The sequence below is a fragment of the Brevundimonas sp. MYb52 genome (assembly GCF_002979535.1).
In the GTDB taxonomy this organism is placed as follows: Bacteria; Pseudomonadota; Alphaproteobacteria; order Caulobacterales; family Caulobacteraceae; genus Brevundimonas.
In genome coordinates this window covers 163156-186427 of the sequence record NZ_PCPB01000004.1, presented here as the reverse complement: position 1 = coordinate 186427, position 23272 = coordinate 163156, and the positions used below count along the sequence as shown (strand labels likewise).

27 protein-coding genes and 3 tRNA genes are annotated in these 23272 nt (G+C 65.8%); 16 read left to right on the top strand and 14 right to left on the bottom strand.

The window, feature by feature from the left end; genetic code table 11:
• Window positions 1-7: 7 nt before the first annotated feature.
• The 8 genes from lptB to rplU form a co-directional block, all read right to left on the bottom strand.
• Complete coding sequence (gene lptB, locus CQ039_RS07655) at window positions 8-805, bottom strand: LPS export ABC transporter ATP-binding protein (protein ID WP_105562573.1); 798 nt, start codon at window positions 803-805, stop codon at window positions 8-10.
• A 6-nt stretch (window positions 806-811) separates the two neighbouring features.
• Entirely contained in the window at window positions 812-1297 is a 486-nt protein-coding gene (locus CQ039_RS07650) for an LptA/OstA family protein (RefSeq protein WP_105562574.1), read from the bottom strand.
• Window positions 1294-1956, bottom strand: a complete 663-nt coding sequence (gene lptC / locus CQ039_RS07645; RefSeq protein WP_105562575.1) for an LPS export ABC transporter periplasmic protein LptC — start codon at window positions 1954-1956, stop codon at window positions 1294-1296. Before lptC ends, CQ039_RS07650 begins: the two co-directional genes overlap by 4 nt.
• 7 nt (window positions 1957-1963) lie before the next feature.
• A complete protein-coding gene (locus tag CQ039_RS07640) occupies window positions 1964-2578 on the bottom strand; it encodes a ribonuclease D (protein WP_105562576.1) in 615 nt (204 codons plus the stop codon).
• Window positions 2579-2737: 159 nt separating this feature from the next.
• Window positions 2738-2824: transfer RNA gene (locus CQ039_RS07635), tRNA-Leu, on the bottom strand.
• Window positions 2825-2948: 124 nt separating this feature from the next.
• On the bottom strand, window positions 2949-3482 hold the full coding sequence (locus CQ039_RS07630) for a GNAT family N-acetyltransferase (protein WP_105562577.1): 534 nt from the start codon (window positions 3480-3482) through the stop codon (window positions 2949-2951).
• A gap of 172 nt (window positions 3483-3654) precedes the next feature.
• Window positions 3655-3939 carry a 50S ribosomal protein L27 gene (gene rpmA / locus CQ039_RS07625; protein ID WP_105562578.1) on the bottom strand — a complete coding sequence of 95 codons (285 nt, stop codon included), beginning with the start codon at window positions 3937-3939 and terminating at the stop codon, window positions 3655-3657.
• A 100-nt stretch (window positions 3940-4039) separates the two neighbouring features.
• Complete coding sequence (rplU, locus tag CQ039_RS07620; RefSeq protein WP_105562579.1) at window positions 4040-4519, bottom strand: 50S ribosomal protein L21; 480 nt, start codon at window positions 4517-4519, stop codon at window positions 4040-4042.
• Window positions 4520-4719: 200 nt separating this feature from the next.
• On the opposite strand from rplU, the gene CQ039_RS07615 reads away from it, so the two are divergent.
• The 5 genes from CQ039_RS07615 to CQ039_RS07595 all read left to right on the top strand — a co-directional run bounded on the left by CQ039_RS07615 (window position 4720) and on the right by CQ039_RS07595 (window position 9196).
• Complete coding sequence (locus tag CQ039_RS07615; RefSeq protein ID WP_105562580.1) at window positions 4720-6036, top strand: cyclopropane-fatty-acyl-phospholipid synthase family protein; 1317 nt, start codon at window positions 4720-4722, stop codon at window positions 6034-6036.
• Window positions 6037-6082: 46 nt separating this feature from the next.
• A complete protein-coding gene (locus CQ039_RS07610) occupies window positions 6083-6742 on the top strand; it encodes a hypothetical protein (RefSeq protein ID WP_105562581.1) in 660 nt (219 codons plus the stop codon).
• 86 nt (window positions 6743-6828) lie between these two features.
• Window positions 6829-7818 (top strand): cation diffusion facilitator family transporter, encoded by a 990-nt coding sequence (locus tag CQ039_RS07605; protein WP_105562582.1) that lies wholly within the window; start codon window positions 6829-6831, stop codon window positions 7816-7818.
• A 50-nt stretch (window positions 7819-7868) separates the two neighbouring features.
• A complete protein-coding gene (locus CQ039_RS07600) occupies window positions 7869-8987 on the top strand; it encodes a GTP-binding protein (protein ID WP_105562583.1) in 1119 nt (372 codons plus the stop codon).
• Window positions 8984-9196 carry a DUF2093 domain-containing protein gene (locus CQ039_RS07595; RefSeq protein ID WP_105562584.1) on the top strand — a complete coding sequence of 71 codons (213 nt, stop codon included), beginning with the start codon at window positions 8984-8986 and terminating at the stop codon, window positions 9194-9196. The genes CQ039_RS07600 and CQ039_RS07595 overlap by 4 nt, the downstream gene beginning before the upstream one ends.
• 180 nt (window positions 9197-9376) lie before the next feature.
• On the opposite strand, the gene CQ039_RS07590 is transcribed toward CQ039_RS07595, so the two are convergent.
• Window positions 9377-10069 (bottom strand): alpha/beta fold hydrolase, encoded by a 693-nt coding sequence (locus CQ039_RS07590; protein ID WP_105562585.1) that lies wholly within the window; start codon window positions 10067-10069, stop codon window positions 9377-9379.
• A gap of 85 nt (window positions 10070-10154) precedes the next feature.
• Between CQ039_RS07590 and CQ039_RS07585 the strand changes: the two genes are divergently transcribed.
• The 3 genes from CQ039_RS07585 (at window position 10155) to CQ039_RS07575 (ending at window position 13955) form a co-directional block, all read left to right on the top strand.
• Window positions 10155-11120, top strand: coding sequence for a WD40 repeat domain-containing protein (locus CQ039_RS07585; RefSeq protein ID WP_105562586.1), 966 nt, complete (start codon window positions 10155-10157; stop codon window positions 11118-11120).
• A gap of 42 nt (window positions 11121-11162) precedes the next feature.
• Window positions 11163-11867, top strand: coding sequence for a monofunctional biosynthetic peptidoglycan transglycosylase (gene mtgA, locus CQ039_RS07580; RefSeq protein WP_105562587.1), 705 nt, complete (start codon window positions 11163-11165; stop codon window positions 11865-11867).
• 126 nt (window positions 11868-11993) lie between these two features.
• Entirely contained in the window at window positions 11994-13955 is a 1962-nt protein-coding gene (locus tag CQ039_RS07575) for a pilus assembly protein (protein WP_233190148.1), read from the top strand.
• Between the two features lie 82 nt (window positions 13956-14037).
• Here CQ039_RS07575 and CQ039_RS07570 read toward each other — a convergent pair whose 3' ends face one another.
• Window positions 14038-14949 carry an isopenicillin N synthase family oxygenase gene (locus tag CQ039_RS07570; RefSeq protein ID WP_105562708.1) on the bottom strand — a complete coding sequence of 304 codons (912 nt, stop codon included), beginning with the start codon at window positions 14947-14949 and terminating at the stop codon, window positions 14038-14040.
• A gap of 237 nt (window positions 14950-15186) precedes the next feature.
• Here CQ039_RS07570 and CQ039_RS07565 point away from each other — a divergent pair, with 237 nt between their 5' ends.
• Window positions 15187-15396, top strand: coding sequence for a hypothetical protein (locus CQ039_RS07565; protein ID WP_105562588.1), 210 nt, complete (start codon window positions 15187-15189; stop codon window positions 15394-15396).
• Between the two features lie 50 nt (window positions 15397-15446).
• Here CQ039_RS07565 and CQ039_RS07560 read toward each other — a convergent pair.
• The 3 genes from CQ039_RS07560 to CQ039_RS07550 all read right to left on the bottom strand — a co-directional run bounded on the left by CQ039_RS07560 (window position 15447) and on the right by CQ039_RS07550 (window position 16393).
• Window positions 15447-15522 (bottom strand) — tRNA-Ala (locus CQ039_RS07560).
• A gap of 80 nt (window positions 15523-15602) precedes the next feature.
• Window positions 15603-15678: transfer RNA gene (locus CQ039_RS07555), tRNA-Ala, on the bottom strand.
• Window positions 15679-15928: 250 nt separating this feature from the next.
• Window positions 15929-16393 carry a TIGR02300 family protein gene (locus CQ039_RS07550; protein ID WP_105562589.1) on the bottom strand — a complete coding sequence of 155 codons (465 nt, stop codon included), beginning with the start codon at window positions 16391-16393 and terminating at the stop codon, window positions 15929-15931.
• 146 nt (window positions 16394-16539) lie between these two features.
• On the opposite strand from CQ039_RS07550, the gene aroA reads away from it, so the two are divergent.
• The 7 genes from aroA to mscL all read left to right on the top strand — a co-directional run bounded on the left by aroA (window position 16540) and on the right by mscL (window position 21924).
• A complete protein-coding gene (gene aroA / locus CQ039_RS07545) occupies window positions 16540-17838 on the top strand; it encodes a 3-phosphoshikimate 1-carboxyvinyltransferase (protein ID WP_369831551.1) in 1299 nt (432 codons plus the stop codon).
• Window positions 17835-18122: a hypothetical protein gene (locus tag CQ039_RS07540; protein WP_146112103.1), complete on the top strand. Its 288-nt coding sequence runs from the start codon at window positions 17835-17837 to the stop codon at window positions 18120-18122. Before aroA ends, CQ039_RS07540 begins: the two co-directional genes overlap by 4 nt.
• A gap of 13 nt (window positions 18123-18135) precedes the next feature.
• Window positions 18136-18432, top strand: a complete 297-nt coding sequence (locus tag CQ039_RS07535) for a hypothetical protein (RefSeq protein WP_105562592.1) — start codon at window positions 18136-18138, stop codon at window positions 18430-18432.
• Between the two features lie 43 nt (window positions 18433-18475).
• A complete protein-coding gene (cmk, locus tag CQ039_RS07530) occupies window positions 18476-19126 on the top strand; it encodes a (d)CMP kinase (RefSeq protein WP_105562593.1) in 651 nt (216 codons plus the stop codon).
• 170 nt (window positions 19127-19296) lie between these two features.
• Window positions 19297-21000 carry a 30S ribosomal protein S1 gene (rpsA, locus tag CQ039_RS07525; RefSeq protein WP_105562594.1) on the top strand — a complete coding sequence of 568 codons (1704 nt, stop codon included), beginning with the start codon at window positions 19297-19299 and terminating at the stop codon, window positions 20998-21000.
• Window positions 21001-21212: 212 nt separating this feature from the next.
• Entirely contained in the window at window positions 21213-21503 is a 291-nt protein-coding gene (locus CQ039_RS07520) for an integration host factor subunit beta (RefSeq protein WP_105562595.1), read from the top strand.
• A 16-nt stretch (window positions 21504-21519) separates the two neighbouring features.
• Window positions 21520-21924: a large-conductance mechanosensitive channel protein MscL gene (gene mscL, locus CQ039_RS07515; protein WP_105562596.1), complete on the top strand. Its 405-nt coding sequence runs from the start codon at window positions 21520-21522 to the stop codon at window positions 21922-21924.
• Here the strand turns inward: mscL and CQ039_RS07510 are convergent.
• Window positions 21921-23090: a hypothetical protein gene (locus CQ039_RS07510; protein WP_105562597.1), complete on the bottom strand. Its 1170-nt coding sequence runs from the start codon at window positions 23088-23090 to the stop codon at window positions 21921-21923. The genes mscL and CQ039_RS07510 overlap by 4 nt on opposite strands.
• Window positions 23091-23272: the final 182 nt, after the last annotated feature.

Genomic DNA, 23272 nt, shown 5'->3' with positions numbered 1-23272 from the left:
ATGTGCGTCAGGCGTACATTTCGCCCAGATAGACGCGGCGCACCTCGGCGTCATGGACAGCCTCGTCGGCGGTGCCTTCGAACAGGACCGACCCGGCCGAGATGATCGAGACGCGGTCGATGATGTCCAGGGTCTCGCGCACATTGTGGTCGGTAATCAGGACGCCAATGCCCTGGCTAGACAGGTAGCGGATCACGTGACGGATGTCGGCGATGGCCAGCGGGTCGATGCCGGCGAAGGGTTCGTCCAGCAGCATGAAGCTGGGGCGGGCCGCCAGGGCGCGGGCGATCTCGACGCGACGTCGCTCGCCGCCCGACAGTCCGGTAGCCGGGGCGTGGCGCAGGTGGTCGATGCGCAGTTCTTCCAGCAAGCGGCTGGTTTCCTCACGCACGCCGGCGGCGGTTTTTTCGCGCAGTTCGACCACGGCCTTGATGTTTTGCTCGACCGTCATGCCGCGGAAGATGGAGGCTTCCTGCGCCAGATAGCCCAGGCCCATGCGGGCGCGCTGATACATGGGCTGCTGGGTGATGTCCTGGCCGTCCAGCCAGATCGAACCGCTGTCAGCCGGAATCAGGCCGGTGATCATGTAGAAGCAGGTGGTCTTGCCCGCGCCGTTAGGGCCCAGCAGGCCGCAAACCTCGCCGCGCTGAACCGTTAGCGAGACATCGCGCACCACCTGACGCTGGCCGAAGCTGCGGGCGATATGCTCGACGCGCAGGCCGGTCTGGCGCGCTTCTTCCATGACGGGCGCGTCGTCAGCGGCCGCCTGATCGAGGTTCAGGGCTGAGAGTTCCTTGCGCGCCAAGCGGGGTCAGTTCCCTTGCGGATAGAAGACGCCCTGGACGCGGCCGTTCCCGCCTTCCATGCGGGCGCTCTCGGTGCGGACGTTATAGACGAGGCGGTTGCCGGTCAGGACGTTCTTGCCCTGGGTCAGGATGACATCGCCGGTCACAACCACCTCGGCGTTGTTCAGGGTATAGACGGCCCGGTCGCCGCGCATGCTCTGGTCCGGGGTGACGAAGTAGACATTGCCCGTCGCCTCGACCCGGCTCAGGTCGCCATTGGCTGTGACCCCGGTGATGGAGTCGGCGCGCAGGCGGTTGCCGCCTTGCGTCAGCTCGGCCCGGCCGCGCAGGGAGAAGCCGTTGGGCGTGTATTCGCCGCCGTCGGCGCCATACTGGACCGGCTGCTTGGAGGCGTCGGCGCGAGCGCTTTGGGCGCCCGAGGTCGCGGGGACCGTCAGGGCGAGCAGCAGGGCGGCGCCTGCGATCATGGTGTTCGACTTGGACATGGTCATCTGCCGGATCCCGCGGGGTTGATGGTCCCGCTCATCTTGTTGTCGCCCTGGCCGCTGAAGACGACCCGTTGGCCCTGGTCATAGATGGCATAGGACGAAGCATTGATGGTTCCAAGAGGCCCTTGCCCCTGGACGCCCTTGTCGCCCGTCACCACGCCGGTGTTGGTGTCGACCACGGCTTCCGGCGTGGTCAGGACGAAGCCGGAGCCGCCGTCCGAAATTTTCACATTGGGCCCGATCACCACCTTGCGGCTGGTTTCGATATAGGTGCCGCCGTCGGCGGTCAGTTCCGTCACCTTGCGCCCGCCGAGGTTCAGCTTCAGCAGCGGACCGACCAGACGGAAATGGCCTGTGGCCGGGTCGCGGATCGCGCCCTTGGCCCCGACGACGAAGGAGCGACCCTGCGCGTCCTGGCCGTGGAACATGGGGTTGTCGAGGCGGATCTCGCGGCTTTCGCTGGCCTTGCGCTCGACGCCGGACATCACAGTGCGGAACACGGTCCAGGTCAGGGCCCCGCCGGCCAGCGTCAGGATGACGATCGGCAGGATGCGACGGTAAAGCTTGACCCGGCGCGAGCGCGCGCGCCAGCGCTCGCCCGCCTGGGCGACCCGGGCCTCGTCGGCCCGCTTGCGCGCTTCCTGGGCGTCGCGGTCGCTCATTTGATCCTCAGGCGTGGGCGAAGATGTCGATCTCGTCCCAACCAGCCAGGTCAAGACGCGAACGGGTGGGCAGGAAGTCAAAGCAGGCGCGGGCCAGCTCGGCGCGGCCTTCGCGCTCCAGCATGAGGTCCAGCTTGGCCTTGATGGCGTGCAGATAGAGGACGTCCGAGGCGGCGTAGTCCAACTGGGCCTGCGACAGGACCGGGGAGCCCCAGTCCGAGCTCTGCTGGGCCTTGGACATGTCGACGCCGGCCAGTTCGCGCGCCACGTCCTTCAGGCCGTGACGGTCGGTATAGGTGCGGGCCAGCTTGGAGGCGATCTTGGTGCAATAGACTGGGCGGGTCTCGACGCCGAGGTGCAGGTCGAACATGCCGATGTCGAAGCGGCCGAAGTGAAACAGCTTCAGCACCTTGGGGTCCGCCAGCAGAGCCTTCAGGTTCGGGCAGTCATAGTCAGGCCGGTTCATGCGCACGACATGGGCGTCGCCGTTGCCCGAGGACAGTTGCACCACGCACAGCGGGTCGCGACGGAAGCGCAGGCCCATGGTTTCGGAATCGATCGCGACCTCGGGGCCGAGGTCGAGGCCGTCGGGCAGGTCGCCTTCGTGCAGGTAAACGGTCATGCTTGGAAACTCGGGTGGGCGTTCAAGGCGACAACATAGACGAACCGCGCGCTATCGCTAGGACGCAGGGCCAACCTTTGCTTTCGCCGAGAGATAAAGGGGAGGGCTGAAATGACAAACGGCGCCGCATCCGTTGGGATGCGACGCCGTTTGAGAATATGGTGCCCAGAAGAGGACTCGAACCTCCACGACCGTTAAGTCACTGGCACCTGAAGCCAGCGCGTCTACCAATTCCGCCATCTGGGCCCGGTGGGTCGCCCCGCCGAGGAGCGATCTAATAGGGGGGACCTTTCGGCCGGTCAACAGGCTTTTTCCCGATCTCCGAAAAAACTGCACTGTTGACCGATTTTCCCGCGAAATCAGCGTTCTATCAGGCCAGCCAGACCATCATCCGGGTGTCGGCGATGGCTCCGCGCGCCTGGCTGAAGGCCGGGCGGGTCTCGCCCGTATAGAGGAAGCCCGCCTTCTCCAGCACGCGGCCCGAGGCGGGGTTGTCGGCGAAGTGGCCGGCCACAAGGGCGCGGCGCTTCCACCGCTTGGAGGCCCAGACCAGAGCGCCTTCCAGGGCTTCCGTGGCGAAGCCCCGGCCCCAGAAGTCGCGGCCGATCCAGTAGCCGGCCTCGGGCACGGCGTCCTCGCCCTCGAACAGGCCGATGACGCCGACCGGTCCCAGGTCCTCATGCTCGATGACGAAGGTATTGGCCCGCTTCGGGTCCTGAGCCGCGACGTGCAGGACGAAGTCCTCGGCGTCCTCCACCTGAAAGGGGTGGGGCATGCGCTTGGTCATGCGCGCGATGTCGCGGTCGTTGGCCATAGCGGCGATGCGGGTCACGTCCTGGGCGCCGGGCGCACGCAGGATGAGACGCCGGGTTTCGACGACGGGAGAGGTTTCAATCACGCACATGGGTCACGCCCCTTTGGTGCGACCGCCGTCCTTGTTCATCAGGGCTCGGGCGGTCAGCGAGGCGGGGAAACGCAAACGGGGAGCCTGGTGATCCAGACTCCCCGCGGAAAATTTCCCTGGTCCGGATCGCGGCTTCTTGAGCAACGCGATCCCGGATTTTGTCCAGTTCGCGTTACTCGGCGGCCATAGCCTGAGCGTCGTCGTTGGCCGCGAGAATCGACACGTAACAACGGCCGCCACGTTTGGTGGTGAATTTCACAGCGCCGGTCGCGGTGGCGAACAGGGTGTGGTCGCGGCCGAGGCCGACGTTCTCACCGGGGTGGAAGGTGGTGCCGCGCTGACGCACGAGGATGTTGCCGGCCAGAACCTTCTCGCCGCCGTACTTCTTCACGCCAAGGCGCTTGGAATGGGAGTCGCGACCGTTACGCGACGAACCACCGGATTTCTTGTGAGCCATCTTGCTGCTCCTCTTCCTTAGGTGCGCTATCGCCCCTGAGGGCTACTTGAGCGCGACCTTACGTCTTGGCTGGCGCCGCGAACGGGCGCCGGTGAATGTCTTAGGCTTCGGCGCCTTCAGCCTTGGCGGCTTTCTTGGCGGGAGCCTTCTTGGCCTTGGGGGCCTCGGCTTCAACAGCTTCAACGCGCGGGGCGAGGCCGCGGGCGCGAGCGTTGATTTCAGCCTTGGTCATCAGATCGACCGTGCCGTCCCATTTGGCCTTCTCGCCGGCGCCTTCGATGCCGGTGATGCGCAGGACGGTTTCCATCTGGCGATGGCCGTTCGTGCGGCGATAGCCCTGACGACGGGTCTTCTTGAAGATCTTGATCTTCTCGCCCTTGCGGGTTTCGACCAGGGTTGCAGCAACCGCCGCACCGTCGATCAGCGGAGCGCCGACCGTAACACCCTTGTCGCCGCCCAGCATGAGGACTTCACCGAAATTGACGGCAGCGCCAGCGTCGCCGTCGAGTTTCTCGACAACAATCACATCGCCCGGTTGAACCCGGTACTGCTTTCCGCCGGTCTTGATCACCGCGTACATTTGGAAGCCTCAGCGTGAACGCAAAAAAGAATGCGCCCGTCAGGAAACCCTGCGGGCGAAGAGCGGCGACATATACGGAAGGGGGAGCCAGAGTCAACGCGAAAGGGCGCAAAAGCCCGCGCGGCGGCTGAATGGTTCGGCCGGGCTGGCCCCGCGTCGCCGCCTGTGCAATTTGCGAACCCTGTTCGGAGGGGCTTGATATGAACCAGACCACAGACCGGCGCGTCGTCGCCGCGCGGCGTATTGTCAGCCATATCGCAGAGCACCTCAAGGCCGACCTATCTCTACGTCTGTGGACCGGGGAGGTCCTGCCGCTGGGGCCGGGGGCGCGCGATGACATCCAGATCGTGGTGGCGCGGCCGGGCGCCGTGCGACGGCTGATTCTCAAGCCCGGTCTGATGACCCTGTTCGAGCTTTTCGCCTCGGGGGATCTGAAGGTCGAGGGCGGCAGCCCGCTGGAGGCGGCCGATCGCTGGGACCATGGACGGGCGGTGCATCTGAAGCGGTCGCTGGACCGCTGGCTGGTTGCGCGCGAGGCCTTACCCTTCCTGCTGGGGCGAGGCGAGGCCGAAGGCGACGCCCTGCCGGCCTGGGACGCCACGGGCGACGACGGGGTGGGGCGTGATCGCAGCGGGCGGCGCGACCAGGACTTCATCCAGTTCCACTATGATGTCGGTAACGACTTCTACGGCCTCTTCCTCGACCCGGAGATGGTCTATTCCAGCGCCTACTTCACCGCTCACGATGCGACGCTGGAGGCGGCCCAGCAGGAGAAGCTGGATCGCATCTGCCGCAAGCTGCGGCTGAAGCCTGGCCAACGCATGCTCGACGTCGGCTGCGGCTGGGGCGGACTGGCCTGCTGGGCGGCCGGCAATTACGGCGTCCATGTTCATGGCGTGACCCTCAGCCAGGCGCAGCTCGATTTCGCGCGCGCCAAAGTCGAGCGGCTGGGCCTGTCGGACAGGGTGACCCTGGAGTTGAAGGATTATCGCGAGGTCGAGGGGGCCGAGGCCTATGACGCCATCGCCCAGGTCGAGATGTTCGAGCACGCCGGTTTCGCCAACCACGAACGGCACTTCCTGCAGATGCGTCGCCTGCTGAAGCCCGGCGGCCTCTATTTCCATCAGGCGTCGGTGCGACGCGGCGGCAAGGGCGAACTGCGACCCACGCCGACCACCAAGGTCATCACCCGCTTTATCTTCCCTGGCGGGGAACTGGACACCATCGGCATGACCGTCACCAACCTGGGGCGGCTGGGCTTCGAGACTCTGGACGTTGAAGACATGCGCGAACACTTCGAGCTGACGCTGCGCGAATGGACGCGGCGTCTCTATGAGCGCCGCGACGAGGCCTATCGATCGGCCGGTGAGGCGCGCACGCGGCTGTGGCTCATCTATTTCGCCCTGTTCGCCAAGGGGTTCGAGCGGGGCGCCGTGCAGGTCTATCAGACCGTGGCTCAGAAGCGGCGGGCCGGAGCGTCGGGTCTGCCGCTGGACCGGGCCAGCCTTTATCAGTAGCGAAAAGGTATCGACTGTTACAAAGTAACACGATATAGCGACCGGAATGTCGCCGCCCGATCTCCAGCAGCCTGTTCTGATTTCGCTTCTGGGCGGGGGTTTCGTCGCCGCTTTCCTGCATGCGGCCCTGCCGACCCATTGGCTGCCCTTTGTCCTGGTCGGGCGGGCGCAGCGGTGGAGTCTGATGCGGGTTATGACGGTGGCGGTGACGGCCGGTCTGGCTCACATCGCCTCGACGGCCCTGGTCGGGTCGCTGATCGTGGCGGCGGGGCTGGCGTTGAACGCCTGGATCGGGGGGCTGCTGCCGCACCTGTCAGCAGCCTTGCTCTTTATATTCGGCGCCTTCTATCTGGCGCGGGCTTCACTGCAGAAGCCGATCACGGCGACAGGGCCGGAGGCCGAGACGCCTGAGCCGGCCGTGTCGGATCGCGCCGCCTTCTGGGGCCTGGTGCTAATGATGGCGGTGACGCCGGGCGAGGTCCTGCTGCCCATCTATCTGTCGTCGGCGACCGAGGGCGTGATGGCCCTGGCCCTGCTGACCGTCGCCTTTGCGGCGGGGACGGTGCTGGGCATGACCCTGCTGGCGGCGCTCGCCAGCGCCGGCTACTCCATCCTGCGGCTGGAGCGGTGGGCGCGTTATGAAGGGGCCATTCTGGGCGTCGCCCTGATCGTGATCGGCTTCCTGGTGATGACTCATCAGCATTGATGCGCTGATAGGTTATATATTTACATTCAATGACTTATGTTCGTTGTCGTTGACGCGGCGCGGCGGGCGGGCCTAGAGGGGACGGGATGGCGCACGATCACGCACACGACCATGACGACCACTCGCATGCGGGGCATGGTCATTCGCATGGCCACAGCCACGGGCACGGGCATGACCACGGCCATTCTCACGGCATCGGCGGACATCATCATGGGCCGGTGGACACCGGCGACTGGCGCTACGCCGTTGGCCTGATCGTCAACCTGGCCTTCGTGGCCTGCGAGTTCGGCGCCGGACTTTGGGCCGATTCGACCGCCCTGATGGCTGATGCCGGGCACAACCTGTTTGACGTCCTGGGTCTGGCCATGGCGGGGGGCGCGGCCTGGCTGGCCCGACGCGCGGCGGGCCCTAAGCGCACCTATGGCTATGGCAAGGCCACCGTTTTGGCCGCCCTGGGCAATGCCCTGCTGCTGATCTTCGCCTGCGGAGCCATTGCCTTCGAGGCCATTCGCCGCCTGGCCGAGCCGGCCCCGGTGGCGTCCGGCGTCATCATGATCGTCGCGGGCATCGGCTTCTTCATCAACCTGGGCACGGCCCTGCTGTTCATGAAGGACCAACACAAGGACCTGAACGTGCGCGGGGCCTATCTGCACATGATGGCCGATGCGGCGGTGTCTCTGGGCGTGGTCGTGGCGGGCGCCGTCATCCTGCTGACGGGTTGGGCCGTGATCGACGCCCTGGTCAGTCTGGGCATCGTCGTCGTCATCATGATCGGGACCTGGAGCCTGTTGAAGGACTCGGTCAATCTGGCCTTGGACGCCGCCCCCAACGGGGTCGAGGTGGCCGAGGTCCGCGAGGCGTTTCTGGCTCTGCCCGGCGTCAGCGCCGTGCATGACCTGCACATCTGGGGCCTGTCGACCACGGACACGGCGCTGACAGCGCATCTGGTTCACGACCGGCCCGACGCTGACGCCCTTCTGATCGAGGCGCAGGCCGTGGCCCGCGGCCGCTTTGGCGTCAGCCACACCACCTTCCAGCTGGAAAGCGGCGCCCTGCCGGACTGTCCGGCCTGTTAAGCAGTCAGCGCCTCTTCCCTTCCGGCCCTCTAGCCGCCATCTAGCCGACCATGACCCAGAAGACTCCCGTCACCGTCCTCACCGGCTACCTCGGCGCCGGCAAGACCACCCTGTTGAACCGCATCCTCACCGAGGATCACGGCAAGCGTTACGCCGTCATCGTCAATGAGTTCGGCGAGATCGGCATCGACAACGACCTGGTGGTCGGCGCCGACGAGGATGTGTTCGAGATGAATAACGGCTGCGTCTGCTGCACGGTGCGCGGCGACCTGATCCGCGTTGTTTCGGGCCTGATGAAGCGCCAGCGTCCGGGCAAGCCCGCCTTCGACGCCATCATCGTCGAGACGACTGGTCTGGCCGACCCCGGCCCGGTGGCCCAGACCTTCTTCGTCGACGACGAGGTCAAGGCCAAGACCCAGCTGGATAGCGTCACCGCCCTGGTCGACGCCAAGCATGTCATGGCGCGTCTGGATGACAGTAAGGAAGCCCGCGAGCAGGTGGCGTTTGCCGACCGCATCATCCTGAACAAGGTCGATCTGGCCTCGGAGGACGAACTGGCCGTGGTCGAGAGCCGTCTGCGCGCCCTGAACCCTCTGGCCCCCATCATTCGCGCCGAGCGCGCCAATGTGCCGCTGGATCAGATCCTGGGTCTGCACGGCTTTGATCTGGAGCGCATCGTCGAGGTGCGTCCCGACTTCGTGAATCCGCCCCACGGCGCCGAGGGCCATGTCCACGACGCCGACTGCGGCCACGATCATGGCGACCATGGGCACGACCATGACCACGTGCACGACGAGCACTGCGGCCATGATCACCACGATCATGGGCATGACCACGGCCATGAGCATGGCGCGCGCGGCCACGCCCACAACGACGACATCAAGGGCATCTCCCTGACGCTGGACCGTCCGCTGAACGGCGCCAAGTTCACCGCCTGGCTGGACAAGCTCCTGGGCGAGCAGGGGCAGAACATCCTGCGGGCCAAGGGCATCATCGACGTGGACGGCGAGGACCGCCGCCTGGTCTTCCAGGCCGTGCACATGATCCTGGAAGGCGACCTGCAGAAGCCCTGGGGCGACAAGGAACGCCGTTGGAGCCGCGCCGTCTTCATCGGCCGCGACCTGAACGAGGCCGAACTGAAGGCCGGGTTCGAGGCCTGCGCGGCATGAACCCGCCGCCCAGAGCCCGGGTCGAGGCCAAGCTGATCTACGGCACGCCCGAGTTCGAGATCATCAAGGGCGGGGACCATGTCGTCTGCGCCGTCTCGGGTGTGGTGATCCCGCTGGACATGCTCAACTACTGGAGCGTGGAATTGCAGGAGGCCTACGCCTCGGGCGCGCTGATGACCCAGCGCTGGGTCGAGACGCATAAGGGCTGAGACCAGCCGTCTCACCGTCGCGCCCGACCTTTTTAGCTGCCGTCATCCCCGCGAAAGCGGGGACCCAGGCGGTAAGGAAGGGCTGCGTCGTCTCTCTGAACGCAGACTACTGAGGGCGCATCTGACGTCTGGGTCCCCGCTTTCGCGGGGATGACGGCGTGAGGGGGCGAGGAGAGGCGGCTAGAGTGTAGGCTGTTCGGCGAGCCAGTCCGTCATCACCTTCGCCAGGGACTGCGGCTGTTCCAGCGGGATCATGTGGCCGCTGTGGGCGACGTGGGCCAGGGCCGAGCCGGTGATCCCTTGGTGCAGTTCCTCGGCCTCGTCGGGGCCGCGCAGGCGGTCGGCGTCCGCCGTCACGATCAGGGTCGGTTGATGGATTTCGCCCAGCCGATCGAGGTCGCCCGCCCGCGCCAGCGCCGATTGGCGGTGGAAGACCTCGCCCCCCAGCCGCAAGCCCATGTCGCGCACGCGGGCGATCATGGCCTCATCTCCGGCCCGGTCAGGATGCAGGGACGAGACGATGGCCGGACGGCTCAGGCCCTTGAACGCCCTGGGCGCGGCCTTCAGGGCCGAGCGGCGCTGGCGGATCAGTTCCTCGGTGTCGCCGCGCGCCGAGGTGGCGATCAGGATCAGGCCTGCGACCCGCTCGGGCGCCATGCGCGCTAGCTCGCGCGCCACATAGCCGCCCATGGAAAAGCCGACGGCGACAAAGCGGTCGGGCGCATCGGACAGGATGGCGGCGGCCATGCTCTCGATGTCCTCGCCCCGGCTGAGGTCAGTGGCGACCAGCGGTCCGAACGGGGCCAGGTCGTCGGTCATGGCGTCCCACAGGGTGGCGTCGGCCATGAAGCCGGGGATGAGCAGCAGGGTCATGACTCTCTATAAGCCGGGCGGGCGACAGACGCGACGCAGGAGGCTATGAGGCGCGTCTGACTTTTTCTGCCTTGCGTGAGCCGACATGCCGACCTTCTCCTTCGACGCCCAGGTCACAGCCGCCCTGTTCGACAAGACGGGCGCCATCTTCGCCCTGGGCGATGGTTCGGTACGCTTCGAAAACGGCGCCCGCAGCGAGGTCCATGACGGCGCCATCCTGTGCGCCTGCGTCCACCCCTCGGGCGAAGGCGTCGTCACCGGCGGCGACGACGGCAAGGTGGTGTGGAGCCGTGAGGGCGAGAGCGTCGTCCTGGCCACGGCCAAAGGGCAATGGATCGACTCCATCGACGCTTCGTCGGAAACCGGCCTGATCGCCTTTTCGGCGGGGCGCACCCTGTCGGTGATCGACAGCAAGGACGTGGCCTTCCGCCGCGACTTCCAGCACGAGCGCACCGTGTCGGGCGTGGCCTTTGATCCCAAGGGCCGCCGCATCGCGACCTCGACCTATGGCGGGGCCTGGCTGTGGTATGCGCGCATCGAGCAGCAGCAGCCGGTCAAGCTGGCCTGGGCGGGCTCGCACCTGGCGGTTTCCTTCTCGCCCGACGGCGCCTTCGTCGTCACCGCCATGCAGGACAACCAGATGCACGGCTGGCGTCTGAAGGATCAGAAGAACATGCGGATGGGCGGCTATCCGTCCAAGATCAAGAGCTTCGCATTCCTGGCCAAGGGGCAACTGCTGGCCACCGCCGGCGCTCAGGGCGTGGTGCTGTGGCCGTTCATCGGCGCCAATGGTCCGATGGGGCGCGAGGCGACCGAGATCGGCTTCGATGAAAGCACCCTGATCGCCCATGTCGCCTCCGCGCCCGCCCACGGTCGTCTGGCCGCGGGACTGGAGGACGGCCGCGTCTGGTGGGCCGATCCGGCGGGGCAGGGGCTGGACTTCATCAGGAAGGACAAGGGCGCGCCCATCGTCGCCCTGGCCATGAGTTCGGGCGCGGCCCGCATCGCCTGGGCCGACGAGGATGGTCAGGCGGGCGTGGTCTCGCTCTGAGATCGCGCTTGCGCTGAAGCTTGAGCCCGGCAGGATGGCGTCATGACCCGTGCGAAGACCCGCAAGCGGCGCCCGCTGCTGACCCTGCTGCTGATCCTGGCCCTGATCCCGATCGGCGGGGTGGTGCTGCACCGCTTCGTGCCGCCGCTGTTCACCATCCTGATGGTCAAGCAGGCGATCGCGGGTCACGGCATGGACTACCGCTGGCGCTCGCTGGATCATATCTCGCCGCGTCTGGTCGAGGCGGTGATCGCCGCCGAGGACGCCCGCTTCTGCCAGCATCACGGCTTTGACGTCGAGGCCATCCAGAAGGCGCTGGAGGCTAATGAGCGGGCCGAGCAGCGCGGTTCGGGCAAGGTGCGGGGCGGCTCGACCATCAGCCAGCAGACCGCCAAGAACGTCTTCCTCTGGCCGGGCCGCGACTGGGTGAGAAAGGGGCTTGAGACCGGCTACACCGGCCTGATCGAACTGGCCTGGGGCAAGCGGCGGATCATGGAGATGTATCTGAACGTCGCCGAATGGGCGCCGGGCGTCTATGGCGCCGAGGCCGCCTCGCGGCACTGGTTCAACAAGAGCGCCGAGAACCTGACGGCGCGCGAGGCCGCCCGTCTGGCCGCCATCCTGCCCAGCCCGCGCCGTTACAAGGCCGCCTCGCCGGGCCCCTATGTCCGTCGCCGCGCCAGCCGCATCCAGGCCGCCATGGGCACGGTGCGCCAGGCGGGGCTGGACGCCTGCGTCGACCGCTAAGGCGGCGTTAACCGTCACCATAGAGCCAAGCCTTAACCGAACCGCGTCACTGTGATTTGAACTGCGGACCCGTGTCCGCCGCGAAATTCAGGGGCCGAAACGGTGAAGCATGGTGCGACGAGCGGATTGAGCCGGCTGGCGCGCGCGACGCGGGGCTTTGCGGCGCGCTTCGCCAGGGGCACGCGCGGCAATGTGGCCATGCTGTTCGCCCTGGCCCTGCCGGTGCTGCTCATGGTGTCGCTCGGCGCCATCGACATCCACCAGGCGTCCAAGGTGAAGGCCGACCTGCAGGACGCGCTGGACGCGGCGGCCCTGGCGGCGGCGCGCACCAATTTTACGGCGGATGATGATCTGAACCGGGTCGGCCTAGCCGCGCTCAAGGCCAACATGCCGGCCTATTTTCAAGAGGATGGGGACGGCAAGCTGATCCGTGACGAGGCCAGTTTCAAGCTGGTGGAGAACACCATCGTCGCCAACGCGCGCGTGGACGTGAAGGTCCTGGTCGCCAATATCGTCCTGCCGCCCTACGGCCAGATCCTTGATGACTACCTGCCGGTGGGCAGCCGCTCGGAAGTTCTGCGGGCGTCTCGCGACGTCGAGGTGGCCATGGCTCTGGACATCACGGGGTCAATGGACAACTGCTCCAGGAACTGTCCCCCCACCACGAAAATTGAAGATCTGAGGGCCGCCGCCAAGGAACTGGTCGATCTCGTCGTTCAGGATCAACAGTCGCCCTTCACCTCCAGCGTCGCCCTAGTGCCATACGCAGCGAGCGTGAACGTGGGAAGCTATGCGACGTCGGCGCGCGGGGCTTTGGACAGTACGTCGAAATCGATTACGGCTGCGAGCTGGATCACGGGCACGATCGCCACCGTGAGCGGGGTGTCAAGGAGCAGCGCCGCCACCGTCACCGCTTCGAGCCACGGGTTTTCGAATGGAGATCGCGTGGTGCTGTGGAGCGTTGAAACCATGCGCGAAATCAATGGGGTGCCGTACGAAGTCGAACGAGTCTCCAGCAGCCAGTTCAGGTTGAAGGTGCTCAACAGTTCAGGTGCGGCTTCGGGCTATCTCAATACGTCTGGATATAACAACTCGTTTTCCAATACGGCCTACGTCGCCAGATGCGTCCGGACCGACTGCGGTCTTGCCTTGACGGTGTCGGGTCATGGTCTTGTCGCCAACGACTATGTTCGGCTGGCGAGCATGGGGGGCTTGGCGCAACTGACCGATGGGGGTTATCGCGTGGCCAGCCAGACGTCGAGCCAAGTAATACTGGATACCTCCAGGAGCCTTGCTCTGGTTAGCGCCTCCAAGGGCGGCAATGCCTATTCCAGCGGTGGAAAGCTGTTCAACGGCAAGGACGGCAACACGTGGCGGGCCTTCCCGACCGCGAGCAATATGGTGGCGGTTCTGGGCTCCAGCACCTGTGTCAGCGAACGGGCGGGGTTGAGCCGATACACTGACGCCGCGCCGGCAACAGGCACCTATGTCGGTCGCAGCTATCTTGAGAGCAGCAATGCCTGTCCCACGGTGGAGATTACGCCGCTTTCTCGCAGCCGGGCGGATCTCGGCAACCAAATCGACAAGCTGCGTGCTGGCGGCTCGACCGCAGGCCAAATTGGTTTGGCCTGGGGGTGGTATATGATCTCTCCGAATTTCGGCACGCTCTGGCCCGGAACGAGCCGACCGGCCGAGTATGATCCCAGCAGGACGCTGAAGGTTGTGATCCTCATGACCGACGGGGAGTTCAACACGCCGTTCCAGGCCGGCGTGATCGCAGCGGACGCCGGCACCGGTAGCGGCAGCGAAGACGCCCACATCAACACGAACGCGGGTAACGGGAACCCCTTCTCTCAGTCCATGCAGATCTGCGATGCAATGAAAAAAGAAAACGTCGTTGTCTATACGGTCGGTTTCCAGATCAGCAGCGACGTCGGCAAGACGGGTGTTGATACCGCTTATGAGCTTTTGGAGCAGTGCGCCACAAGTCCAGACAAGCACTTCTTCAAGGCCACCAGCGGCACGGATCTGAAGGAGGCCTTCAAGGCTATCGGCCGCGACATCACCCGGCTGCGCATCGCCCGCTGACGCGGACGGCGGTTGGAGCCAACAAAAGGGCCGGCGGATCGCTCCGCCGGCCCTTTCTTCATTGTGGCGATACGCCGACCCGTCAGATCAGGCGGATCTCCTTGAGGCGCTCCATCAGGAAGTCCTCGGCCAGGATGGTCTTGCCTTCATAGCGGTCGGGGTTTTCCGGGGTGATCGTGGACGGCAAGGTCTCGATCGGGAAGTCCGGGTTGAAATGCAGGAAGAAGGGCGTCGAATAGCGGGCGAAGCCGCGACGCTCGGGGGCCGGATTGACCACGCGGTGCGTCGTCGACGGCAGGACGTGGTTGGTCAGGCGTTGCAGCATGTCGCCGATGTTGACCACCAGGGCGCCGGGGGGCGGGGCGATGTCCAGCCACTCGCCGTCTGCGTCCTTGAGCTGCAGACCGGCCTCTTCGGCGCCCAGCAGCAGGGTGATGACGTTGATGTCCTCATGGGCGCCGGCGCGCACGCCGGGGGCGTCGGCCGGAACCGGCGGATAGTGCAGCATGCGCAGGACGCTGTTGCCCAGCTCGACCTTGTCCTCGAAATAGTCGTCGCCCAGCTTCATGTAGCGGGCGATGGCCTTGAGGATCTTGCGGCCCAGCTGATCCAGAGCGTCGAACATGCCGTAGAGGTGGGCCTGGAAGCCCTCGATCTCGGTCGGCCAGACGTTGTCGCGCATGTATTTGCGATAGGGATGGTCTGCGGGCAGTTCGCGACCGACGTGCCAGAACTCCTTCAGGTCCACGGCGGCGGCGCCCTTGGCGGCTTCGACGCCGAAGGGGGTCAGGCCGCGCGCGCCGCCGGTGCCGGGCTGGTGATACTGGCGCTTCACATCCTCGGGCAGGGCGAAGAAGGCCTTGGCGTCGGCGATGGCGGCGTCGATGGTCGGCTGGTCCAGGCCGTGGTCGGCGATGACGGCGAAGCCGTAGCGCGAGAAGGAGGCGCCCAGGGCGTCGGCGAAGGCCTGGAAGTCGGCGTCATAGGCCTGCATCGACACGGGGACGATGGCGCGGGTCCTGGTCTGGTCCTCGGCGGAGGACGCGGCCAAGGCAGAAGGGGGCAGCGATGAGCTCACGGGCGGTTCATGCCTCTGAATGAAAATATGGCGGCTTCCATACGCCTTGCCGGAACAAATTGGCAGTCCGGCGCCCTTTCGGCTGAGCTATTGCCTTTTGACTCTCAAGCGTGGCTGCTGTGGGGTGGGGGTTCAGTCAGGATGGAGGGCGACATGGACCCGCGATCTCAAGCCGGACGCCCTGAGGGCGAGGGCGAGTGGACGTTGTTGCAGCAGCGGATCGATCGCAGTTTCTGGCAGCAGACGCGATCGTTGGAGGGGCGATCCCTGACCACATTCGTCATCGTCCGTTCGCCGGAGCAACTGCGCTACGACACCTTCGATGAGGCGGAGGCCATGTTCGAGGCCATGGATGAGGATTGAAGCGGGCCAGACAGGACAAAGGCCCCGCGGGGGTTCCGCGAGGCCTTTGATGGTGGAGCTTAGCGGAGTCGAACCGCTGACCTCTTGCATGCCATGCAAGCGCTCTACCAACTGAGCTAAAGCCCCGCGCCTTGCGGCTTGGGTATGAACCGGCGAACCGGGGTAGAATGGACGAAGGCCCCGCGGGTGATCCGCAGGGCCTTCGATGGTGGAGCTTAGCGGAGTCGAACCGCTGACCTCTTGCATGCCATGCAAGCGCTCTACCAACTGAGCTAAAGCCCCGAACCTTTCGGTCGGCCTCGCCGGAGATTGTGGTCCCCAGCGAGGGGCGGAAACTATGTCAGGCCTTTTGAGAGATCAAGCCGCTCTGACAACTTTTTTTCCGCTTATTTTTCCGACCCTTGGTCACCGAGCCTGATCGGTTGAGGAGGAAGCGCCGCGCGCTTCCTCCGATGCCGTGAAACAGGCTCGCTGCATTATGCCGAGCGAAGATCTGGGTTTGGACGCGAGCGCGTCCAAACCGATTTCGCTTCTAGTCGTCGTCGCGCGACGGCTTGACGATCTCGTCGTCGAGGTTGTCGTCGTCCTCGTCTTCGATGAAGGGCACCGAGTCATCGTCGTCGTCGCCCAGGGCATCGTCATCGTCGCCGTCCGAGGAGCCCATGCCGGCGTCGTCGCTGGGCTCGGCGTCGTCATCGTCGTCGGGCGTCAGGATCGGCTCATGGCCTTCCTCGTCGATTTCGGGCGTCGAGGCTTCGGTGTCTTCTTCCTCGTCGTCGCTTTCGGCGGCCTTGTCGGCGACCTGATCCTCGGCCTCGTCGTCGGCGGCGAAGCCGGGGCCGGTGCGGCCGCGAACGCGACGGTTGCGCATGGCTTCTTCAAGCGGATCGAACTCGGTGTCGCACTTGGGGCAGTGCGCCGGACGACGGTTCAGGTCGTAGAATTTGGCCTGGCAGTTCGGGCAGACCTGCTTTTGGCCCAGTTCGGGTTTGGCCACGGGATTACCTTCGCAGGAGTTGAATTTCGGAATTAGGCCGGCTCCCTTGCCACCCAAGGGGGCCGCTGTCAAAAGCCTTCTTATCCGCTTAGCGCGGCCGTTCCTGAACAATCGGAGTTTTTGGCCAGGTGACCGCCCCTTCGACCCTGACTGCGCGCCCTGTTTCCGGCCCCTTGAAGGGGGCTGTGCGTGCGCCCGGCGACAAGTCCATGTCGCACCGCTCGCTCATCTTTGGCGGCATGGCCGAGGGCGTGACCGAGATCGAGGGTCTGCTGGAAGGCGACGACATCCTGGCCACCGCCCGCGCGGTCGAGGCCTTCGGCGCGACTGTCGAGCGGCTGGACGAAGGGCGCTGGCGAGTGACCGGGCAGGGTGGGTTTACGACCCCGACTTCGGTCATCGACTGCGGCAACGCCGGCACCGGGGTGCGGCTGCTGATGGGCGCCGCCGCCGGCTATGACATTAGCGCGACCTTCGACGGCGACGCCTCGCTGAGGAAGCGGCCGATGAAGCGCGTCACCGGGCCCCTGGCGGACATGGGCGCGCATTTCGACTGGAACGGCGCCGAGGACCGCGTACCTCTGACCCTGCACGGCGGTGGTCTGACGGGCATTGAATATGTGCAGACGGTGGCCTCGGCCCAGATCAAGTCGGCCATCCTGCTGGCCGGACTGAACGCGGCGGGCGAGACCGTCGTGGTCGAGCCGGAAAAGAGCCGCGACCATACCGAGCGGATGCTGCGCGCTTTTGGCGCGGTGGTGGACGTGACCGAGGAGGGTGAGGGCTGGCGCATTCGCCTCAAGGGGGGACAGGAACTGACCGGAACCGCCGTGGCCGTGCCGGGCGATCCGTCCTCGGCGGCCTTCCCCCTGGCGGCGGCCCTGGTCACGCCGGGGTCCGAGGTCACGGTCGAGGGCGTCATGCTGAACCCGCAGCGCACGGGCCTGTTCGACACCTGGGTCGAGATGGGCGCCGACCTGACCATCTCGAACCGCCGTGTCAGCGGCGGCGAGGACGTAGGCGACGTCACCGCCCGCCATTCAGCGCTCAAGGGCGTGGTCGTGCCGGAAGACCGCGCGGCCTCGATGATTGACGAATATCCGATCCTGTCGGCGACGGCCGCCTATGCCGAGGGCCGCACCATCATGCGCGGCATCGGCGAGATGCGGGTCAAGGAAAGCGACCGGATCGCCCTGATGGTCGCTGGGCTGACGGCCTGCGGCGTCGCGGTCGAGGAAGAGGCTGAGGGCTTCATCGTCACCGGCGGGCCTGTGAAGGGCGGCGCGACCGTCGCCACCGCCCACGATCATCGCATCGCCATGAGCCACCTGATCCTCGGCCTGGCCGCCGAACAGCCCGTCTCGGTGCTGGACCCGGAAATGATCGCCACCAGCTTTCCCGGCTTCGTCGAGATGATGAACAGCCTGGGCGCGGACATCGGATGAGGGCGGCTGGATCGGCCGTCCGCATGCCCTGGCTGGGCCATGCCGTCGCGGCTGGTCTTCTCGGCGCCCTGTTGTGGATCGGCGGGCGCGAACTGATCGAGATCGTTCAGAACGGCTGGCTGCCGGGCCGAAAGGGGCCGGGTCTGAGCGCCGGCGACCATCCGATCGCCTTCTGGGCCATGATCGCCTTCATCGGCGCGGGGCTGGCGTGTTGCGCCGGCGTGGCGACGGTCTGCGCATTGTCGGCTTTTCGCGCGCTCTTCGGGCGGGAGCGGCCGCATTGATAGGGCGCGCGGCGTGAGTGCGCCTGCATCCAGGCCCCTGCCGCCGCATGTCGTCTTCAGGGCGATCGGCGTCAGTCTGCTGGTTCTGTGTCTGAGCTTCCTGCTGTTTGCGCTCGGCTTTTTCGCCGAAGGGCTGCTGGACCTGTCGGACGGCCGTATGAACGGTCACGCGGCCCTGGACCTGTCGGAGGCCATCGCCATCGAGCACTTCTGGCGTCGCGTCGCGATCATGCTGGGATCAAGCGCGGTTCTGCTGGTTTTCGCGCTGGGATGCTTCTGGATCGCTTGCGTCCTGAAGCCGAAGCCATGAGAAGCATCGGACACGCCCGGCGGGCCGTGAAGGAAATATCGATTTGAACAAGAATCTTGTCATCGCCGTCGATGGCCCCGCCGCCTCGGGCAAGGGCACCATCGCGGCGCGTCTGGCCGCCTGCTACGGCCTACCGCATCTGGACACGGGCTTGCTGTATCGGGCTGTCGGTCTGGCGGTGCTGGACGCAGGGCAGGACCTGGGCGACGCCGCGGCCGCAGAGGCCGCCGCGCGGTCGCTGGATCTGACGGGCCTGTCGGACAACGCGCGTCTGACTGAGCGTCATGCCGGCGAGGCGGCCAGCCGGGTCGCCAGCCATCCCGGCGTGCGGGCCGCCCTGCTGACCCTGCAACAGGATTTCGCGGCCCAGCCCGGCGGCGCGGTTCTGGATGGACGCGACATCGGCACGGTCATCGCCCCGAACGCCACAGCCAAGCTCTATGTCACCGCCAGCGCCGAGGTTCGCGCCGAGCGTCGCTGGAAACAGTTGACGGCGCGGGGCCAGGACATCGCCTTCGCCGACATGCTGGAGGACATCCGCCGTCGCGACGAGCGGGACTCGGGTCGGGATTCGGCCCCGATGGTCCAGGCCGAGGACGCGGTCTTGCTGGATACGACCGATCTGGGTATAGAAGCCGCCTTCGATGCGGCCCGCCGTATCGTCGAGGCGGCGCGCGTCCGGGCCGGGGCTTAGGCCTTAGCTGGACAAATCCAACGCTCCTGACCTCGGCTTCCGCGGGCGTCCTGGCTTTATTTGTTTGCGCCCCTTGCGCCGGCCTCGCGTCCTGACGACCTGATTTTCCCTTTTCCTGTTTATCCACCCGTGCGGGACCATTCGGTCGCGCGCCCCAACCCCAGAGCTACATGACCGACACCCATAACCCCTCGCGTGACGATTTCGCCGCGCTGCTCGACGAACAACTGCAGGGTCGCGACCTTGGCGAAGGCCAGGTCGTTCACGGCCGCGTCGTCGGCATCGAGAAAGACATCATCATCATCGACGTCGGTCTGAAGACCGAAGGTCGTATCCCGGCCCGCGAATTCGGCATCGGCGAAGGCGCCGTCATCCCGAAGGTCGGCGACAACGTCGAAGTCTACCTCGAGCGCGTTGAAAACGCCCTGGGCGAAGCCGTCATCAGCCGCGACAAGGCTCGCCGCGAAGAAGCCTGGACCCGTCTGGAAGTCGTCTTCGCCGAAGGTCAGCCGGTCAACGGCGCCATCGTCGGTCGCGTCAAGGGCGGCTTCACCGTCGACCTGGGCGGCGCCTCGGCCTTCCTGCCCGGCTCGCAAGTCGACATCCGCCCGGTGCGCGACGTCGGCCCGCTGATGGGCAAGGAACAACCCTTCGCCATCCTGAAAATGGACCGTCCGCGCGGCAACATCGTCGTCTCGCGTCGCGCCATCCTGGAAGAAGCCCGCGCCGAACAGCGCACGGAGCTGGTCGGCCAGCTGCAAGAGGGTGAAGTCCGCGAAGGCGTCGTCAAGAACATCACCGACTACGGTGCGTTCGTTGACCTGGGCGGCATCGACGGCCTGCTGCACGTCACCGACATGTCGTGGAAGCGCGTCTCGCATCCGTCGCAAGTCCTGGCCGTCGGCGACACCGTCAAGGTTCAGATCGTCAAGATCAACCCGGACACCCAGCGCATCAGCCTCGGCATGAAGCAGCTGCAGTCGGACCCGTGGGACGGCGTCGAAGCCAAGTACCCGGTCAACGCCAAGTACACGGGCCGCATCACGAACATCACCGACTACGGTGCATTCGTTGAGCTGGAAGCCGGCGTCGAAGGCCTGGTCCACGTCTCGGAAATGTCCTGGACCAAGAAGAACGTCCACCCGGGCAAGATCGTCTCCACCTCGCAGGAAGTGGAAGTCATCGTCCTGGACGTCGACAGCGCCAAGCGCCGCATCTCGCTGGGCCTGAAGCAAGCCCAGAACAACCCGTGGGAAGCCTTCGTCGAGGCTCACCCGGTCGGTTCGACCGTCGAAGGCGAAGTCAAGAACGCCACCGAGTTCGGCCTGTTCGTCGGCCTGGACAACGACATCGACGGCATGGTCCACCTGTCGGACCTGGACTGGAACGTGTCGGGCGAAGAAGCCATCCAGCGTTACCGCAAGGGTGAAACGATCAAGGCCAAGGTGCTGGACGTTGACATCGAGAAGGAACGCGTCTCGCTGGGCGTCAAGCAACTGGGCGGCGATCCGATGGAAGGCGACGTCTACAAGCGTGGCCAGCAAGTCACCGTCACGGTGACCGCGGTTGAAACCGGCGGCATCGAAGTCAAGTTCGGTGAAGACGACGCGCCGGTCACGGCCTTCGTCCGCAAGTCGGACCTGTCGCGCGATCGTAACGAGCAACGTCCGGAACGCTTCGCCGTCGGCGACCGCGTCGACGCCATGATCACGGGCATCGACAAGGCCACGCGCCGCGTCTCGGTGTCGGTCAAGGCGCTGGAAATGAAGGACGAGGCCGAGGCCATCGAACAGTTCGGTTCGTCGGACTCGGGCGCTTCGCTCGGCGACATCCTGGGCGCCGCGCTGCGCGAGAAGGCCGGTTCGAAGGAATAATCTTCCTTTTCGACCAGAAAACGGGGCGGCTGGAGCGATCCAGCCGCCTTTTTTCTTGCGCCAAGGGCAAGAACCCGCGCCAATGGCGAGGCTACCCTATGAGAATCGCTCTTAATCCGACGCGCCCTCTTTATTCCTGTGGCGTCAGACGGTTAGGGTGCGGACCTGAACGGAAGCGACTGCATCTGAAACAGCCACGGGCGGGGGCCTGAATGATCAAGTCTGAACTGATCGAGAAGCTGGCGGCCGAGAACATCCACCTGACCCACGCCGAGGTGGAGCGGGTCGTCAACGTCATCCTGGGTCAGATGACCGAGGCCCTGTCCGACGGCGGACGGGTCGAACTGCGCGGCTTCGGCGCCTTTTCGGTGCGCAGCCGGCCGGCGCGGGTCGGACGCAATCCTCGCACAGGCGAAACCGTGGAAGTGCCCGCCAAGGCCGTGCCCTTTTTCAAGAGCGGCAAGGAACTTCGCGAGCGTTTGAACGCTTCTGGCGACGCTTGAAACGAAAGACTGAAGAATGAGCCTGCTGACCGAGTTTCGTGAATTCGCCGCGCGCGGCAACGTCGTCGACCTGGCGGTCGGCGTCATCATCGGCGCCTCATTCGGCAAGATCGTCACCAGCCTGGTCGATCAGATCATCATGCCGCCCATCGGCCTGCTGCTAGGCAAGGTGGACTTCTCCAAGCTGGAATGGGTCCTGGTGCCCGAAAATCCGGCGACCGAGGCCGTGGAAAAGGTGGCCATCCAGTATGGCGCCTTCATCAACACTCTGATCCAGTTCCTGATCGTGGCCTTCGTGGTCTTCCTGCTGGTCAAGGGCATCAACAAGATGCGCCGCGAACAGCCGGCCGAAGCCGCCGCCCCGACCGCCACCGAGGCCCTGCTGGCCGAGATCCGCGACGAACTGAAGGCTCGCCCCTAACCCAGGGCTCCGGCCTTGGAGCCGGTCGGTGCGGCCTTGTCGGCGAACCATCGCCGCGTGGCAGCAGTCGGCCGCGCGGGCAGGGGCCGCACGCAGAACGAATAGTCGCCGTCGAAGGGCGTGGGCCGCCAGTCTTCGGCGTTCGCGATGTCGGGAGCGAAGGCGACATGGCAATGTCCCCAGCCGCCTTCGCGCCGCGCCCGAAACGCCAGGGCGCCCAGGTCATGCAGGGTGCTTTCCGTGACCACCTGAAGCCTGACCTTGGCGGCGCCGAGGGCGGGGGCGATCTGCAACAGGGCGGCGACCAGGGCTGGAATGGCGGCCCTGTCCCGATCCAGCGCCTCCAGGTCGAGGATCTCAAGCGTGGGCGGTTCGATCGAGTTGCCCTTGCCTAGCAGGGCCAGGGCGTGGCCGGTGATCTCGCCGTCCCGTCGCCGCACCAGATGCAGGGGCTGCACGCTTAGGTCGGGATCGGACAGTCGCCAGCGCATCATGGCGGGACTGCGGTCCGCCGTCACGCGCCCCTGAGCGCGCAACGCCGTCCAGAAGCCGCCATAGGGCGAGGAATCGGACAAGTCGTCCAGGCTCGAGACACCGCCCGCGAAGCTCAGGCCTTTGATCGGTCGGGGAATGGAGCGCCGAGGCATCAACTGTTCCCCGAGCCAGCGCGCAGCGCGCGGCTCTCGCGCTACCAGGGCCCGCAAGCCCCGGCTGTAGAGGCAGGCGGCAGGGTTGATGATCCATGACAGCTTCTGTGCATGGGTCTTGGTCGGCCAGGCGACCATGCCGAACTTCCGATACAGGGGGCTGGACCGGGCGTTGGCGTTCAGGGTGTAGCGAAGAAAGCAGCCAGGCTGGGCCATGAAGGCGCTGATCAGGTCGCGGCTGCGGCCCTTCTGTTCCGGCGGGACGATGACCGAAAAGCCCGTCGCCCCGTAAAGCGGGCGATCGCCGATCCAGAAACGCTGGACGAAGTTGCCCAGAAAGGCCGCGGGCCGCCCCTCGGCGTCCTCCACCACCCAGCCCGCAGGCGCGGACAGCGCAAGGCGGGCGGGATTGCCCTCAAGCCAGCGCCAACCCTGGACCGAACGCTCGGGCCACCAGACCTTGCGATGCAAGGCGTTCACATCAGACACGTCAGCGGAGCGGAAGCGACGAACAGTCATGAGCGTCTGACCTTTCCAGAAGCTGGAACACCGAGGAGGCCAAACCCTTAGTTGTGTGGCCGCAATTTTGATTGCATAAACAATCTAAGGTTGAGTTATCGGGGCTGACAAATGCGTCATTGCGGTGACGGGTCGCGGCGTTAACGCTTGTTCGCACGGCCCTGCCGTGCTGTTTCTCCGCC